The following is a 16,318-nucleotide window of genomic DNA, read 5'->3' as shown; positions in this document are numbered from 1 at the left end:
ACCTCAGATCGGCAGCACCGCGCTGCGCTTGTGCTGGCGTAGCGCCAGGTTTGACGAGGCGGTGGCGACGCCCGGATGGCCAAGCACTTCGCGCATCAGAAAACTCTCGAACTCCTCCACTGATCTGGTGCGCACGATCAGCGTGTAGTCATGCGCGCCGGTGACCGAATAGCAGTCGACGATTTCCGGCGCTTCCTGCGCGAAAAGCTCGAAGGCGCCGCGGATCTCGGTGCTGTGGGCGACCATGTTGACGTGCACGAAGACGCAGACCGAAAGGCCGACCGCCAGCGGGTCGACCAGCGTGGCGCGGCCGAGGATGACGCCGGATTGCTCCATGTCCTGGATGCGCCGCCAGATGGTCGACTGCGACATGGCGAGCCGGTCCGACAGTTGCTTCAGGGTCAGCGTCGCGTCGCGCTGCAATTCGCGCAGGATTTTGCGGTCGTTTTCTTCCGTTCTCACCAGATGGAAAATCCTTCCGGAAATTCGGCTCGATTGGAGGATATCACCACAATTGGCGCATCGCCACGCAAGATAGACAAGATTTTTCAGCGCATTGGGTTCACAATCTCCTCATCGAACAGGCGGGCCATGCCGCTCGGGCGAAAGGCCCGCTCCGTCATATCGAGGCAAAGCCTCGAACCGAGGAGGAAGACATGGCGACGAATGCTGCCGCACGGGCCGACGAGCCCGTTAAGAACCGCTACCAGAACGCCCCGCGCAACCCCGATTTCACCATCGACCAGGACTGGAAATCCTATTCGGCCGACGAGCACGGCCGCTGGGACCGCCTGTTCGCGCGCTCGCAAAAAGTGCTGCAAGGGCGCGCCTGCAACGACTTTTTGAAGGCAGTCAAGGCGTTAAGACTGTCGGAAAGCGGCGTGCCCAACATGCGGCGCTTGAGCGACCGGCTGGAAAAAATCACCGGCTGGCGCGTCGTGCCGGTGGCCGGGCTGGTGCCTGACGACGTCTTCTTCGACCACCTCGCCAACAAGCGCTTTCCTGCCGGCGCCTTCATCCGCTCCGAGAAGGAGATGGACTATCTGGAGGAGCCCGACATCTTTCACGACATTTTCGGCCACGTGCCATTGTTGGCGAATCCCGTCTATTCGGACTTCATCCAGGCCTACGGCCAGGGCGGCCAGCGCGCGTTGAAGCTCGGCCGGCTGGCGAATTTGGCGCGGCTCTATTGGTACACGGTGGAGTTCGGCCTGATCCGCGAGGCGGGAAGCGTGCGCATCTTCGGCGCCGGCATCATGTCGTCGACCGCCGAGAGCCTGTTCGCGCTCGACGATCATTCGCCGCACCGCGTCGCCTTCGACCTCGAACGCGTCATGCGCACCAGCTACATCATCGACGACTTCCAGAAAATTTATTTCGTCATCGACAGTTTCGAGCAATTGCTGAAGGATTGCTACGCGGACTTCGGGCCGCTCTATGGCCGGCTGGCGGATGCGTCGACCATCGAGCCGCACGAACTGACGGCGGACGACAAGGTGCTGCATCGCGGCACGCTGGACTATTTTCGCGGCAGGCAGATGAAGGCGGCGGGAAATGGCTGAAAAGACAGTGCTGATCACCGGGGCGACCGGCAATCTCGGCAGGGCAGTGGCTGACGTTTTTCTTCTGGAGGGTGCACGGCTGGCGCTGGTGGCGTCGCACAGGGAAAATCTCGACCGCATCTATGACGGCCTCTCGGCGGATCATCTGCGGCTGGCCGCGGATTTGGGCGACGCGAAGGCCGCCGCCGGCCTCGTCGCAGAGGCCGAGCGCTTCTTCGGTCGCATCGATGCCGTCTGCGCGCTGGCCGGCGCCTTCGAGATGGGCGGGGCGGTGCACGAGGCCGCGCCGGCCCTGCTCGACCGGATGATGAAGGCGAATGTCTCCACCATGACGAACGTCGTGCGCGCGGCGGTGCCGGGTATGATCGACCGCCGGGCAGGCAAGATCGTCACGGTCGGCGCCAACGCGGCACAGAAGGGCGTGGCCGGCATGGGCGCCTATACGGCGTCGAAGAGCACGGTGATGCGGCTGACGGAGGCGATGGCCGGCGAGTTGCGCGGCCGGGGCATCAATGTCAATTGCGTGCTGCCCAGCACCATCGACACGCCGGAAAATCGCGCCGCCATGCCCAGCGTCGATCCTGGAAAATGGGTGAAGCCTGCCGAACTCGCAGCCGTCATCGCCTTCCTGTGCTCAGACGGCGCCTCGGCCATGCATGGCGCGCTGGTGCCGGTGGTCGGGCTCTCGTAAGGTCATTTGCGGAAGGTGCACGGCGGCTTGAGGAGATTTTGATCAAGCTTATCGATAGACTGCCCTGAGTAAGGATAGTAAAACGCCGGTGCATCCTTGATTTCCCAAAGATATACGGTTCAAATGCCGTGGGGTTTTCGGCGGGAAGGGCATGAAAAATGGTGACAGTCAGCTATAGCGTCCGCAACGTCGTTGCGAAATTCGACACCACCTATTCGGCCGTCCAGGATCGCGCCTCGGACGAGTACCAGCCGAAAGTCGTCGCACTCGCCGATGGCGGGTTTGCCGTTTCGTATCTGTGGTCCGCGCTTGATGAGCCCGACGGATTGCAAAGCGTGCTGGTCGATTTCTACAATGCCGATGGGACGCGGCGCTTCGGCGATGAATCGACAAGCGTCGATACAAGCGTGTTCGGCGTCAATCTCTATGACATGTCCGCTACGCAACTGACTACCGGCGCGCTGCTCGTGACCTGGTCCGACAACGACGATCCCGGCATCCACTATGCGACCGTCGATCCCACGAGCGGACGGGTGCTCGACGAAGACAAGAAGCTGCCCAGTACCGTCAGCCAGGACTACTACGGCGATGTCGCCGCGCTGCCGGGAGGCCGGTTCGCCGTGGTGAGGCAGAATACCTCCAGTCCCACCGATCTTGACACGGATTTGCTTATCTACGACCGCGATGGGGTATTGCAGGGCGGCGTGCACGCGTTGAACGACAACAAAGCGACCGATGAAATGGATCCCGCCGTCGCCGTGCTGACGGCCGGCGTCAACAAGGGTGCGATCGTCATCGCCTACGCTGCCGAGACGGTGGACGGAAGCGCGAGTTACGGCATGTCGGTCGAGATTTGGAATGCCGCCGGCCAGCGGGTGCTGTCGCCTTTTGCCTTCGACACTTCGGGAAACAGGAACCTGGAACCGGATGTCGTGGCGCTACAGGACGGCGGGTTCGCAGTGGCTTATCTCGACAACGAATATGGCGTCGCCTCTTCCATGACCGTCGCTTTCTTTGACCAGAACGGTAACTTTCGCGGCAAGGTACGTGCCGACCAGGACAAGGCGCTGGACGGCGATATCTCGTTGACGGTGTTGGAGAACGGTTATGTCCTGCTCACGCACACCGACGACGTCGTCGGCACCTCAAGCATTCGCGCTTCGCTGTTCGACCCGGCCGCCATGACGCGACTCGTCGCGCTCGCAACGATCGAAGTGCAATCAGGCATTCAGGATGAATCCTCCGTCACGGCGTTGAAGAACGGCACCTTCGTCACGGCCTGGCATGATGCCAACTCCGACATTACAGACGGCAATACCGACCCGGGCGACGCCCACGTCTCGATCCAGATCGATAAGATCGTGCGCCTCAGTATCGGTGACAACACTTCCGACACGATCACGGGCGATCTGCTTGTCGACGAAATGTTCGGCCGTGCGAGCGGCGACACGCTGAAAGGCATGGGCGGCAACGATGTCCTGAACGGCGAGGCCGGCAACGACACGCTGGACGGCGGGGTGGGCGCGGACACCATGGACGGCGGGTTGGACAGCGACACCTTCATCGTCGACAACGCCGGCGACGTGGTGATCGAGGCGGCCAACGGCGGCATCGCCGACCGGGTGATGGCGCGGGTGAGTTATGCGCTGGCGAGCGGCGTCGAGGTGGAATTGCTGACGACGACCTCGTCCACCGTCACCACCGCGATCGACCTGACCGGCAACGCGCTTCACCAGGACATCACCGGCAATGCCGGCCGCAATACGCTCAAGGACGGCGGCGGGGCGGGGGACACGCTGAAGGGGCTGGGCGGCAACGACACGTATCTCGTCTATTCGGCGGGCACCACCATTGTCGAAGGCTCTGCCGGCGGCGCCGACCGCGTGCTGGCGGCCGTCGATTTTTCGCTCGGCGCGGGCCAGTACGTCGAGGCGCTGGCGACGACCAAGGCGTCGGGCACGTCGGCCATCGACCTGACCGGCAACGTGCTGCACCAGACCATCACCGGCAATGCCGGCGCCAATATTCTGAGCGACGGTGGTGTCGGCAAGGCCGACACGATGATCGGTCTCGGTGGCAACGACATCTACCGGGTCTACAATGCCGGCGATGTCATCCAGGAGATGGCGAGCCAAGGCACGGCCGACCGGGTGATGGCGGCGGTGGACTATCGGCTCGGCGCAGGAGTGCATGTCGAGCTTCTGACCACCAACGGCGCGTCGGGCAAGTCGGCGATCGACCTCGCCGGCAACGAATTCGCGCAGGACATCACCGGCAATGCCGGCGACAACCGACTGGAGGGACGCGAGGGCAACGACACGCTGCGCGGGCTGGGCGGCAAGGACACGTTCGTCTTCAATACAAAACTCGGCGCGGCCAACATCGACACCATCACCGACTTCAACGTCGCCGACGACCGCTTCCTCTTATCGGACGCGATATTTACCAAGCTGAATGCCGGGGTGCTGGCGGGAGGCTACTTCCGCGCCAACACGACGGGGCTGGCGCAGGATTCCAACGACCACATCATCTATGAGACCGACACGGGAAAACTGTTCTACGACGCCGACGGCCTCGGCGGCACGGCTGGCATCCAGTTCGCCAAGCTCGCCGTCGGCCTCAGCCTCACCAATGCGGATTTCTCCGTGGCCTGAGGCGCACCACCGGCGCACCTGGAAGTCCGTTCCGTCTCCGGGCCGGTTTTCCAGGGCAATTGTTTGAAGCAACCCGGGTATCCGTCCTCCCGGTCGCGCCCCGCCTTTCCGCCGGATTCGCCGCCCCTCATCGCCCTGCCGGGCACTTCTCCCCGTTCTTCACGGGGAGAAGTGCCCGGCAGGGCGATGAGGGGCGGCAACACCCTTTCAAGCGATTGCTCCGTGGGCGATTCCCGGGCCTTCTGCGCTACTGCGCCATGTTCTTCATGATGGCGATTTCGTTGCGCTCGCCGGCAAGATGGCCGCTGGGTGTCAGCTTGTAGACCTTGACGCCGACGGTGTCGGTCGGAACGTTGGCGCCGAGCGTCCGCACCTTGCCGTCCATGACCTGGCAAACGACGTCGGTGTGGGAGCTGAAGTCCGGGTGCGTGGCGGCGTGGTTGTAGTCGATCCGGGTCACCCGCCACTGGGCGATGAGGTCGCCGACCTCGGGTTTCTTGTCGCCGATCTTGAAGCCCCAGAACGGTGCGGGCTTGTTGGCTTTCATCTTGACAATGGAATCGTGGATGTAGGCGGAGTGGCCCGCGCTGAACTTGAAATTGGTGTAGCCGCCGGCGCGGCGGATGAAGGCGCTCATTCCCGCCGCCGACCACGGCCATTTCGGATGGCTGGTGTCGTTGCCCGGCGGCCTGCCGCCGCCGAGTTCATCCCACATGGTCAGCACGAGGTCCTTGAACGGCTGCGTGTCCTCGCGCCCGTCGCCCCGGTCGAACAGTTCCCAGTAATGCGCGGCCGAGGCGATCAGCCTGGCGATCGCGTCGCTCTTTACTTCGGTCAGGTGGACGTCGGAAGCAAAGCCTTCGCGCGGCGGGTTCGACCCGACGATCCGCACCTTCTTCCATTTGGTGCCGGTGTCCGCGATGAGTTCGAGCTGCGTGCCCAGTTTCATGGTTTCGAGCGGGGCTCCGCTCGTCGACGGCGAAGGGCGCAAATTCAGGCCGTCATAGACGTTGGTCACGATGTAACGTGTCATTGCCTTTCCCCTGCTTGCTGATTACCGGACGAGTTATGAAATACTCTACAAATCAAGTAGATTGTCAAGTGATTCCAAATTTAAACCAGATCGCTCCGGCCGGTTTAACTTTGCGGGCCGACTTCCAGGCAGGGCGGGCCTATGCGGGGTAACGCAGCGCCTGTGCGGCCTTGATCCGCCGCCCATGGGTGAGTTGCCATAGCGAATGCGCGACCAGCGCGGCGACCAGGATCGTGCCGCCGACCAGGCTGGCGGTGGTCGGCGTATCGGCAAAGATCATCCAGACCCAGATCGGTGCGAACACCGTCTCGAGAAGGTAGAACATCGCGACTTCGGGTGCGGACAGGAAGCGCGGTCCGGTTGCCAGGCAATAGAAGGAGACCGGCCATACCACAGCGCCGTTGAAGATGATCCACCACGGCGCGTCGATGCGGTAGCCGGTTCCGGTCACCATCGCGGCGGCGACGAGCAGGGGAAAGATCACGCCGACAAGGGCGGCGAACCCCATGTCCCTCCCGCTGTGGCGGCTGATCGTGATCGCCGAGGCGATGACGAAGGACGAGCACAGGGCGACAAAGTCGCCGAACAGGTTGCCGCTGCCGATCGAGTCCCAGACGATGATCAGCACGCCGAAAATCATCACCGCCATGGTCAGCAAGGTGGCGTTTGCCGGCCGCTGCTTCAGGAATATCCATGACAGCAGTGCGGAAAACATCGTGGTGAAGGCGAGGATGAACACAAGGTTCGCCGTCGAGGTGTTGTAGACGGCGACGATGAAGGTGATCGACCCCAGACCGTAGAGCGCGGCGACCGCCACGCCCAGCCGCCCGGGCAGCAGCGGCGGGGCCTTCGGCGACAGCCAGCGCCAGACCGCCCAGACGATCATGCCGGCGACCAGGGTCGCCGTGCAGCGCATCAGCAGGATCGACCATGCCTCACCGCTTGCCAGCCGGATCAGCGGGATGTCGGCGGTCAGCGCCATGCCGCCTATGAAGGTGAGCAGCAGCCCCTTGCGGTGGTCGGTGGCTTGTGTGGTCAAGATGGAGAGGCTCCGTGCGTCTGGACGGAGCCGGCCGGCCGGGGCGTCGTCAGCCGTCTTTCGGGAAGCGCTCCCAGCCTCGCGGGCCGAGATGCTCCTGCGGCGTGAAGCGCACCTTATAGTTCATCTTGCGCGAGCCGTTGACCCAATAGCCGAGATAGACATGGGGCAGGCCCTCGGCACGGGCGCGCGCGATGTGGTCGAGGATCATGAAGGTGCCGAGCGAGCGGTCGTCATGCGCCGGGTTGAAGTAGGAATAGACCATAGACAGCCCGTCGGCCATCTTGTCGGACAGCGCCACCGCGATCAGTTCGCCTTCGCCGCGCCCTGTGATGAAGCTGTCGGGGCCGCGCCGCCGGTATTCGATGACTTTCGTGTCGACATGCGTGTCCTCGACCATCATGGCGTAGTCGAGGACGGTCATCTCCGACATGCCGCCCTTGCGGTGGCGGGCGTCGAGATAGGTGCGGAACAGCGCATACTGTTCGGTGGAAGGTTCGGCGTCGTGCATGGCGCCGATCATGTCCGAATTGCGGGCCATGACGCGGCGCATGTTGCGCGTCGGCTCGAACTCGCCGGCAAGGATGCGCACCGACACGCAGGAGCGGCAGGATTCGCAGGCCGGGCGATAGGCGATGTTCTGCGACCGGCGGAAGCCGCCCTGGGTGAGCAGGTCGTTCATCTCCGGCGCCTTGTCGCCCACCAGGTGCGTAAACACCTTCCGCTCGAACTGGCCGTCGATATAGGGGCAAGGGGACGGCGCGGTCAGGAAGAACTGGGGCGACTGGGTCGGGTGGTGAGTCATCAGAGTCCGGAGGAGTCCATGAATCGCTCTACCTTGGCTGCAACGGCGAAAAATTCAACAACAGAATGAGGGTGGAGTTTATACCGATCCATCACAATGGCGCGCGATGTTTTTTCGGGGACGACATCGCTACGGTTTGACGACAGGTGCCAGGAGGCCGTCGCGCTCGGCTGCCGATGTTCGACAGTGCTCATCGAGCAGCGCGCTCCGTCCCACTGCGCGGAAGGCAGATCGTTGTCGACGCCCCAGGCCCCGCGGAATGCGTCGTAACTGCTGGTGAAGGTGATCAGCAGCCTGCCGCTGCCGTATTTGTCGGTCCAGACCAGGGTTCGCGTCAGGCCGTTGACACGTTCTTCCCGCAGTTTGCCGTCGACCATCGCGTCGGATTCGCGAAAGGAATAAACGCCTTCGAGCAGGCCATCCTTGCCGGGGGCCAGGATGGTGACCACCTCCACAAGCGCGCCGCCGGAGAACAGCTTTCCACAATAGCGGCCGCCGATCTCCTCCGCCTGGGCCTTGCTCGCGAGAAAAAGCGCGAAAACCAGGAATACCGCCCGAGGCAAACGCCCGCCAAGCAGGTTTACACGCAAGATACCCTCCGCTCGTCCGTTCCCCGATAGAGTGGCTATGGGTAAAAGCCGACGAAATCGGGGCCGACTGGGCTGGCGGGTTCGATGCGGTCAAATCCTGTCCGACCGCGTCACCACCGTACCGAGCAGCAAATCGTGCAGGGTGCGCTTGCGGTCAGAGAACAGCGTGACCAGCAGTACCAGCGGCGTCAGGATGACGTTGCCGGCCCAGAACAGCACCGAATGCACGACCGCCAGCAGGCCATCGACCGGCTTGCCGTCGAGGCGGTCGAGGCGGATGCCCATGGCGCGCATGCCCACTGTCGCCTGGTTGCGCCCGCCGAGTGTGTTCCACACATAGACGATCGCCATCAGCGGCCCCAAGATGCCGAACAGCGCCCAGCCGAGGCCGAAGGTGAGCAGGCCGAGCAGCAGGACGACGAGGCCGAACGGGATCAGCAGCAGCAGCACGATCAGGTAGTCCAGCAGGAACGCAAAGATCCGCCGCGTGCGCACACCGTCATAGGCCCGCACATCGTCCAGCCGGCTGCCAAGAATCTCACCGTGAAGCACCTGTTCGTTCATTTTACCTTTGCCTCGCCACGGGCCGGATTTCGCTATCCACCGGCCCTGTGATTCAGATGGTGCATGGCGCGCGGGATTCAAGTTTTCCAGCCGTTGCCGCGTGGCGGATATGGGATCGCGCGCCTCGCTCACGGCGAATTAAAACGATTTGAACTGCGTGGGAAATTGTCGTCTATTTGCAGTGCAGCAATGCTAGTCGACAGCATTTCTCGTCTTGAGGGCTCCTATGGACACCTACGACATGATCGTCATCGGCAGCGGGCCGTCGGGCCGGCGCGCGGCGGTCCAGGCGGCAAAGCTCGGCCGCTCGGTGCTGGTGGTCGACAAGGGCCGGCGGCTGGGTGGCGTTTCGGTCCATACCGGCACGATCCCGTCCAAGACCTTGCGTGAGACGGTGCTGAACCTGTCGGGCTGGCGCGAGCGTGGTTTTTACGGCCGCGGCTACCGGGTCAAGCAGGACATCGTCATGGCCGACCTGATCGCCCGGCTGCACAAGACGCTCGACCATGAGGTCGAGGTGCTGCAGCACCAGTTCATGCGCAATGCCGTGCGTTCGACCAAGGCGACGGCGAAATTCGTCGATGCCAATATGGTCGCGCTGACCACCGACGCCGGCGTGCACAGCGAAGTCGGGTTCACCAACGCGCTGGTCTCGGTCGGCACGCGGCCGTTCCGTCCTCACACCGTGCCGTTCGACGGCAAGCGCGTTTTCGACAGCGACGACATCCTCGAACTGACGACGCTGCCACGCACGCTTACTGTAGTGGGCGGCGGGGTGATCGGGGTCGAATACGCGACCATCTTCTCCGCCCTCGACGTGCCGGTGACGCTGATCGAATCCCGCCAGACCATTCTGGATTTCGTCGACCGCGAACTGGTCGACGATTTCATGCACCAGTTGCGCGACCGTGGCGTCACGCTGCGGCTGGGCGCGGCGGTCAAGGAGGTGAAAGTCGGGCCGACCGGCGTCGAGACGCTGCTGGCCGACGGGCGCGTGGTGCGCACCGACATCTTGCTCTATGCGGCCGGGCGTAGCGGCAATGTCGGCAGCCTCGGCCTCGACACGATCGGCATCAAGGCGGATTCGCGCGGCCGCATCGAGGTCGATCCGCAGACGTTCCAGACTTCCATCCCGAACATCTACGCCACCGGCGACGTCATCGGCTTCCCCAGCCTCGCCTCGACTTCGATGGAGCAGGGCAGGGTGGCCGCCTGCCACGCCTTCGGTGTGCCGCTTCCCCCGCCGCCTGCCACCTTCCCCTACGGCATCTACGCGGTGCCGGAAATCTCCACCGTCGGCCAGTCGGAAGAGGAGGTGCGCAAGAGCGGCGAACCCTACGAATGCGGCGTGGCGCGCTTTCGCGAGACCTCGCGCGGCCACATCATGGGCGTCGATTCCGGCTTCCTGAAGCTGATCTTCTCGCTGTCGACCCGCCGCCTGCTCGGCGCCCACATCGTCGGCGAGGGCGCCACCGAACTGATCCATATCGGCCAGGCGGTGATCAACCTCGGCGGCACGGTGGACTTCTTCGTCAACAACACGTTCAACTATCCGACCTTGGCCGAGGCCTACAAGATCGCCGGGCTGGATGCGTGGAACAGGATGGGTGTGGGTTAAGGCGGACTTCGCTGCTTGGAATGTTCCGACGATGTCCTAGGCGTCGTCTGAAGCATCTCCTTCTTGTACATCAATGCTGTAAAAATCGATGGCGAACGTTCTCGAAAAATATTATGATACTTTCTACTTAGGGAGAAAATTCCTCTGACCAAGTTAAAATAAAGCTGGGTGATTAGGAGGATTCAGTGGATATTGGAGTCCCAGGTTTTCTTTTTGCTCTTATGCTGTCCTCAGGCATTGCCTGCGCGCAAGAAGGCGGAGACAAGCCGATAGGCATTTTGCTGGCGGCTGGCGATATAGCTTATTGCAATCCAGACAAGGCAGCGGACGAAGCCACTGCCGCGATTATTCGCAGGGAGGTCGATCAGGCCGACCATAGTTCAACACCATTGCGTGTGTTGGCGCTGGGTGATCTCGCCTATCCGAACGGCGACAAGAATACGTTCAAATGCTTCGATGATAGCTGGGGCACGGCCACCACCAGAAAACTGCCTGACGGAAAATTTGATACAATTCTGCTGCCGGTTTGGGGCAATCACGATAAATCGTATTTCTACGCCTATTTTTCCAATCACCCATTTGTAAATCAAAACGGCGCGGACAAGGCTTACTATGTCGTCAACTTTCCCGATGCTGAAAAGGGGCCATGGCGGCTGTTCGGGCTCAATCCTTATGTCGATCGGAAGAACCAGATGGATTGGGTCGACCGGGAAATTGCCGGCAATCCTTCCGAATGCGCGATTGCTTTCATGCATCCTTATCAGTTGAGTTCCGGCCACCACGGGCACGATAACGGCAAGTCAAAAAAACCCGTTACCCTCAAGCTGATGCGAGAAGATTTTCCCGTATTTCAGCTCTTGCACAAACATAAGGTCGGAGCCGTCATTTCGGGTCACGATCACGACTACGAGCAGTTCTCGCGTCATGATGCCGAGGGAAAAGCTGATCCGACAGGCCCGCGCTCCTTCGTTGTCGGCACCGGTGGTGCCGGGCTCTATCCCACGAAACAGACCAGCAAATGGGGTGCCAGCGAGTTCTTCCAAAACAAGTCGCGCGGCATGCTAAAACTCGAACTCTACGCTGACCATTACAAATGGTCTTTTCTCAACGTCGAAGGCGAGCAACCGATAGCGCTTCCTGTGTCGGAAGATACTTGCGCCCCAAAAATCCCGTAACCATGCGAATGCCATGGCACCTGGCCGTGCAGCATTCGCCTCGGCTTACCCGCCTTCCGTTTCCCGCCACACCCATGCCGAAATCGTGCCGGCCCGGCCGCGCAGGGCCGTGCGGGTCGGGCCGGTCAGCGTTCCATTGGCGAAGGGCTCACGGCCCGAAGCCTTCAGAAGTGCGTCGCTGATTGCCACCGGGGTCCGCCGGCCGGCGGCGACCTCCATCAGGCGGCTGGCGACGTTGACGGTGTCGCCGGTCACCGCGATCTGCTGGTTGTCGCCGCGCCCCAGCCGCGAGGCGACGACCACGCCGAAATGCCCACCGATCTTGAACCCCAGCCGCGAGGCGACCGGACCGGGCAGCGTCGCGATCCACGCCGCGATGCGCTTCGACAGAAGCGTGCAGCAGCGCGCGGCATTGGCGGCGTCCATGGGTTCGGGCTGCGGCAGGCCGAACAGGATCATCGCGCCGTCGCCCATGAAGCTGGTGACGGTGCCGCCGCTTGCCGCCGACTCGTCGGCTACAAGATCGTAGAAGACGTCCAGCAGTTCGCGCGTGGCGGTGGGGCCGAGCGTCTCGCTGAGGCCGGTGAAGCCGTTGAGGTCGACGAACACCACCGCGGCGTCCTGGCGCACCGGCTCCGACAGGAAATCCGGATCCCGTGCCAGCCATTGCCCGAGGCCGGGTGCCTGGATGCGCTGCAGCAGCGCGCTCTGCGTGGCGAAATGAGCAGCGCTGCGCCGCCCGAGCCACAGCTGCGCGCCGCCGAACAGCAGCGCCGGCGGGGCCGCGGCGGCCATCGGCAGCGCGGCGCTGAGCCATACGTCTTGCCGGAACGCCAGCACGTTGACCGCCAGCGTCAGGATGAGCACGGCGGCGGCCGAGAGCAGGCCGGCGGCGTTGCGCCGCCAGGCGAGCAGCCCGACCATGGCGACCGGCAGCACGATTGCGATGCCGGCGTCGGCCAGGCGCGTCGCGCGGTCGCGGACCAGGCCGTCACCGGCCAGCAGGTGCAGGATTGCGGTGGAGATCACCTCGACGCCGGGCAGCACCGGATCGAAGGGCGTCGGAAAGACATCGCCGCCGCCGGTGACCGTGGCGCCGATCACCACCACCCGGCCCTTCACCAGCCCGGCATCGAGCCGGCCGGCAAGCGCGTCGGCGGCGCTGGCCGTGCGCACCGTGCCGCGCGGGCCGTAGAAGGCGAGCGGCAGCGCCTGGCCAACATCGGTGCGGATCGTCCTGCCACCCACCGCAATCCGCCCGGGCTCGACAGCCGGCTCGGTGCCGGTAGCGATCGATGCGGCGCGCAGCGGCAGCGATATCTCGATGCGGTCGCCGGTGCGAAAAAGCATCGGCACGAAGCGCGGCGTGCCGGTCTGGTCGGTGGCGACATTGACGACGCCGATGGCAGCGGCGTCCGAGAACAGCTTTTGCGGCAGCAGCAGGCGTTCGGCTGGCGGCACGCCTTCGAACGGCCCGCTCCCGGGCGCGGGCTGCCGGTCCTGCGAAAACACAGCCGCGGCCGCCAGCACTGCCGGCGCCGGGCGCAGCGCCTCGGCCAGCAGGGCGTCGCCGTCGCCCGGGCCGGCGTCGACCAGCAGCAGGTCGATGGCGATCGCCTTCGGCTGCATCCGCGCGATCTCGCCGACAAGGCGGGCGAGGGCGGCGCGCGGCAGCGGGTAGCCGCCGGCCTGCTGCGCCGTCTCGTCGTCGATCGCCACGATGGTGACGAGGTCGGGAGCGGGCTTCGGCCCGCGCAGGGAAAGGCGCAGATCCACCATCGTCGCCTCGACCCGGTCGAGGAACCACAGGCCGCCACGCAGATGCACGAGGCCGAGACCGGCGCCCCACAGGCCGGCCAGCACGATCGCGATCAGTACCGACAGGAAGCGTGGGCGCATGCCTGGCTACTGGCCGAAGCGCGCCATCAGGGTGGAGACGCGCTTGGACGGCCACTGCCGGACCGTCAGCGGGCCGGAGCCCGGTCCGACGTCGACGCCGTCACCCGCCGACAGGGTCACCTCGTGCTCGCCGGATGAGCGTTTCACCGCGACGCTGCCGCGCTCGACAAAGACGGAGGTCTGCTCGGAAGCGACGTCGACCGCCCATTTCGTGCCGCGCACCGCGGCGATCGCCTGCGGCGTGATCACCTCGAAGCCGGCCGGCGCGCCGCCGTCCGGAAATTCCAGCAGCAGCGCCTTGCCGTCGAGTTTCACCGCGTCGGTCTGGCCGTTGCCGTCGCGGTCGAGCAGCGAATACTGCGCGCCGGCTTCGGCGACGATGGAAAGGCCGCTGGCGCAGCGCACGATATGGCGCTCCGTGCCGCCGACCTGTTCCAGCGCACAGCCGCCATTCGACTGGGCGAGCGCGGGCACAGCCGGCAACCAGGCAGCGCCGGCCAGAAGCAAGGCGGCCAAAGCCGTTTGATAGATCGATTTCATCGCCAAACACTCCCGTTTGAGGCGGCGCCTGAACAAGGGATCGCCTTCTCTCTAGCACGAAGCGGCAAGGGAATGGGAAACGATCGTCACGTCATGAGAGAAACGAGCGGGTCGCGCGGCGTCAGGTCCGATGTCGGGCGCTCACCTCGCCGGTGCTGCCGTGGAGCCGCGCACAACGAATTCCAGGCCGAGAAGCTCGCGCCGAACGGTCCCGTCGAATCCGAGAATCGACTGCACGGCGCGGCGGCCCATCTCGATCATCGGCTGCGAGACCGTGGTCAGCGGCGGCTGGGACAGAAGCCCGTCCGGCACGCCGTCGAAGCCGACCACCGACACGTCGCGGGGAACCGCGATGCCGCGCGCCTTGAACCAGTCGAGCGCGTGCAGCGCCACCCGGTCCGACATCGCCAGGATCGCCGTCGGCGGTTCCGGCGCCGCGAAGATATGGTCGAGGCTGGCGGCCGTGCTCTTCCAGTCGTTGTCGGTCTCGAAGAGCGGCACGTCGGCAAGCGCGATGCCGGCGGCGGAAAACACTTCCGAATAGCCGCGCAGCCGGTCGCGCGTCCCGGCATAGACCGCGGTCTCGGCCCGGTCCCACGAGATGGCGCCAGCGGTGACTTCGCCCAGCGCCAGCGACAGCACGGCAAAACGCCGGTGGCCGAGTTCGATGAGATGTCGCGCGGCAATCCGCGCGCCCTCAACATCGTCGACGCCGATGGTGGAGATCGATTGGTCGTCGATACCGTAGTCGAGCGCGACGAATGGAAGCCGGCGCTCACGTGCCAGATCGACGAGGCGGGAGCCGCCTTCGAGGCAGAAGACGACAAAACCGTCGACCACCGCGCTCTGGATGTTCCAGGCAAGCTGTTCCTCGTTGACGGCCGAGACCAGCGAGATGCCGGCGCCGGTGGCGTCGCAGGCTTGCGTGATGCCGGACATGACGGCGCGGGCGAACGGGTCGTCGAAGAAATAGGAGAGGGGTTCGGCGGTGGCGACGCCGATGGCGTTGACCTTTCCGGCGCGCAGCAGCCGGCCGCGCGGATCCGGGCCGGCATAGCCCAGCTTCTGCGCGGCGGCGAATACCCGCTCGCGCACCTCGTCGCGCACGAGCCCGGGGCGGCTGAAGACGTTCGAGGCGGTGCCGTGCGACACGCCGGCCTCCTTTGCGACGTCCGCCAGCCTGATCGGTTTCTTCGCCAACTGCACTCCTTCCGCCGGCAGGTCTCGCGCCGCCGCTTTGTCAGGAGACATAGCATGCAGCTTGGATCGATTCAAATTCTGCTTGACTCAAGCGGGTCGAGGCCTATCCTTGAATCGATCCAAGCGTCAGATTCATTCCGTGATTGGATCGATCCAATCGACAAGGAGCCCGCCATGCATCCGCTGAGTTATCTGTTCGACGACATCTACCGCAGTCATTGGCGCATTCCGCGCGCCGATCGCGCCGAGACGCACCACGATACCATCGGCTGGCGCCGGAGGTCGGGTTCGCGGGCAGGGAGCCTTTTCACCGATCTGTCTTTGGATCGATTCAAGCGCTAGGGAGGATGCCATGCATCCCGTCAGATTCCTGTTCGAGGAAATCTATCGCGACTATTGGGGCATTCCGCGGGGACGCAAGGAACCGGCCCGGCGCGCCAGCGAGGCGCCGGGCTGGCTGCGCTCCCGCCTGCTTGGCCGCGACAAGGCGCGCGACTGAGTTTTGGACTGCTGAGGACTGAGCTCGGCAATGATGGAGGCCGTCCGCTTCGCCGGATCCCTCCCTGAGCCCCGACCGCTACCGCTCCGTATGGGGACGTTGACCGATCCTTAACCATGTCGCCACCCGGCCGTGATCCAATTCCCGTGGGGTGCGTTAGCTTCCATGGAGAGGCGGTTTTCATGAAGATTGGTGCGCCGAGGTTCACATGTATTCCGGAGCCATCCAGAACCTGGATGGTCTGGGACAGCAAGGCGGAGCGGCCGGCAGAACTTGGTGGATGTGCCCTGAGCGGACGGACCGAGGAGCGGGCGCGCGTCGCCTGCGAAATCCTCCGCCGCATCTACTCCAATCGGCTCGACGCCTGCTCGCTCCGTAAATCCGTCGTCGCAGGCAAGCATCCGGCAGCATTCGATGTTGCCCCGACAGTCAAGGCCTGAAGCCCGGAT

General features: G+C 64.1%; 17 protein-coding genes. 8 read left to right on the top strand and 9 right to left on the bottom strand.

Going from position 1 to position 16,318, the window contains the following annotated elements; translation table 11 throughout:
• Positions 1-3 precede the first annotated feature (3 nt).
• Positions 4-462: an Lrp/AsnC family transcriptional regulator gene (locus ACSBOB_RS21135; RefSeq protein ID WP_442578047.1), complete on the bottom strand. Its 459-nt coding sequence runs from the start codon at positions 460-462 to the stop codon at positions 4-6.
• A gap of 194 nt (positions 463-656) precedes the next feature.
• On the opposite strand from ACSBOB_RS21135, the gene phhA reads away from it, so the two are divergent.
• The 3 genes from phhA to ACSBOB_RS21120 all read left to right on the top strand — a co-directional run bounded on the left by phhA (position 657) and on the right by ACSBOB_RS21120 (position 4,907).
• A complete protein-coding gene (gene phhA / locus ACSBOB_RS21130; protein WP_442578046.1) occupies positions 657-1,562 on the top strand; it encodes a phenylalanine 4-monooxygenase in 906 nt (301 codons plus the stop codon).
• On the top strand, positions 1,555-2,253 hold the full coding sequence (locus ACSBOB_RS21125; protein ID WP_442578045.1) for an SDR family NAD(P)-dependent oxidoreductase: 699 nt from the start codon (positions 1,555-1,557) through the stop codon (positions 2,251-2,253). The genes phhA and ACSBOB_RS21125 overlap by 8 nt, the downstream gene beginning before the upstream one ends.
• A 158-nt stretch (positions 2,254-2,411) precedes the next feature.
• Positions 2,412-4,907: a calcium-binding protein gene (locus ACSBOB_RS21120; protein ID WP_442578044.1), complete on the top strand. Its 2,496-nt coding sequence runs from the start codon at positions 2,412-2,414 to the stop codon at positions 4,905-4,907.
• 247 nt (positions 4,908-5,154) lie between these two features.
• Here the strand turns inward: ACSBOB_RS21120 and ACSBOB_RS21115 are convergent, their stop codons facing one another.
• From ACSBOB_RS21115 to ACSBOB_RS21095, 5 genes are all read right to left on the bottom strand, one after another.
• Positions 5,155-5,940: a DUF2272 domain-containing protein gene (locus ACSBOB_RS21115; protein ID WP_442578043.1), complete on the bottom strand. Its 786-nt coding sequence runs from the start codon at positions 5,938-5,940 to the stop codon at positions 5,155-5,157.
• Positions 5,941-6,079: 139 nt separating this feature from the next.
• Positions 6,080-6,922, bottom strand: a complete 843-nt coding sequence (locus ACSBOB_RS21110; RefSeq protein WP_442583785.1) for a DMT family transporter — start codon at positions 6,920-6,922, stop codon at positions 6,080-6,082.
• Positions 6,923-7,028: 106 nt separating this feature from the next.
• Positions 7,029-7,784 (bottom strand): arginyltransferase, encoded by a 756-nt coding sequence (locus ACSBOB_RS21105; RefSeq protein ID WP_442578042.1) that lies wholly within the window; start codon positions 7,782-7,784, stop codon positions 7,029-7,031.
• On the bottom strand, positions 7,784-8,374 hold the full coding sequence (locus ACSBOB_RS21100) for a hypothetical protein (protein ID WP_442578041.1): 591 nt from the start codon (positions 8,372-8,374) through the stop codon (positions 7,784-7,786). Before ACSBOB_RS21100 ends, ACSBOB_RS21105 begins: the two co-directional genes overlap by 1 nt.
• 90 nt (positions 8,375-8,464) lie before the next feature.
• Positions 8,465-8,938: an RDD family protein gene (locus ACSBOB_RS21095; RefSeq protein ID WP_442578040.1), complete on the bottom strand. Its 474-nt coding sequence runs from the start codon at positions 8,936-8,938 to the stop codon at positions 8,465-8,467.
• Positions 8,939-9,164: 226 nt separating this feature from the next.
• On the opposite strand from ACSBOB_RS21095, the gene sthA reads away from it, so the two are divergent.
• Together sthA and ACSBOB_RS21085 are read left to right on the top strand one after the other, a co-directional pair.
• A complete protein-coding gene (gene sthA / locus ACSBOB_RS21090) occupies positions 9,165-10,556 on the top strand; it encodes a Si-specific NAD(P)(+) transhydrogenase (protein ID WP_442578039.1) in 1,392 nt (463 codons plus the stop codon).
• Between the two features lie 185 nt (positions 10,557-10,741).
• The gene (locus tag ACSBOB_RS21085) at positions 10,742-11,731 is read left to right on the top strand and encodes a metallophosphoesterase family protein (protein ID WP_442578038.1); all 990 of its coding nucleotides are present in this window, start codon (positions 10,742-10,744) and stop codon (positions 11,729-11,731) included.
• 45 nt (positions 11,732-11,776) lie between these two features.
• On the opposite strand, the gene ACSBOB_RS21080 is transcribed toward ACSBOB_RS21085, so the two are convergent.
• The 3 genes from ACSBOB_RS21080 to ACSBOB_RS21070 all read right to left on the bottom strand — a co-directional run bounded on the left by ACSBOB_RS21080 (position 11,777) and on the right by ACSBOB_RS21070 (position 15,370).
• A complete protein-coding gene (locus ACSBOB_RS21080; protein WP_442578037.1) occupies positions 11,777-13,630 on the bottom strand; it encodes a CHASE2 domain-containing protein in 1,854 nt (617 codons plus the stop codon).
• Between the two features lie 6 nt (positions 13,631-13,636).
• On the bottom strand, positions 13,637-14,170 hold the full coding sequence (locus tag ACSBOB_RS21075) for a FecR domain-containing protein (protein WP_442578036.1): 534 nt from the start codon (positions 14,168-14,170) through the stop codon (positions 13,637-13,639).
• A gap of 141 nt (positions 14,171-14,311) precedes the next feature.
• Complete coding sequence (locus tag ACSBOB_RS21070) at positions 14,312-15,370, bottom strand: LacI family DNA-binding transcriptional regulator (protein WP_442578035.1); 1,059 nt, start codon at positions 15,368-15,370, stop codon at positions 14,312-14,314.
• Positions 15,371-15,424: 54 nt separating this feature from the next.
• On the opposite strand from ACSBOB_RS21070, the gene ACSBOB_RS21065 reads away from it, so the two are divergent.
• From ACSBOB_RS21065 to ACSBOB_RS21055, 3 genes are all read left to right on the top strand, one after another.
• Positions 15,425-15,712: a hypothetical protein gene (locus ACSBOB_RS21065; RefSeq protein WP_442578034.1), complete on the top strand. Its 288-nt coding sequence runs from the start codon at positions 15,425-15,427 to the stop codon at positions 15,710-15,712.
• Between the two features lie 10 nt (positions 15,713-15,722).
• Positions 15,723-15,869, top strand: a complete 147-nt coding sequence (locus tag ACSBOB_RS21060; protein WP_442578033.1) for a hypothetical protein — start codon at positions 15,723-15,725, stop codon at positions 15,867-15,869.
• Positions 15,870-16,051: 182 nt separating this feature from the next.
• The gene (locus ACSBOB_RS21055) at positions 16,052-16,309 is read left to right on the top strand and encodes a hypothetical protein (RefSeq protein ID WP_442578032.1); all 258 of its coding nucleotides are present in this window, start codon (positions 16,052-16,054) and stop codon (positions 16,307-16,309) included.
• Positions 16,310-16,318: the final 9 nt, after the last annotated feature.

This window comes from Mesorhizobium sp. KACC 23794, assembly GCF_052180275.1.
Taxonomy (GTDB): Bacteria; Pseudomonadota; Alphaproteobacteria; order Rhizobiales; family Rhizobiaceae; genus Kumtagia.
Note: the sequence above shows the minus strand (reverse complement) of the source record. Positions and strands in the feature narration are given on the sequence as shown.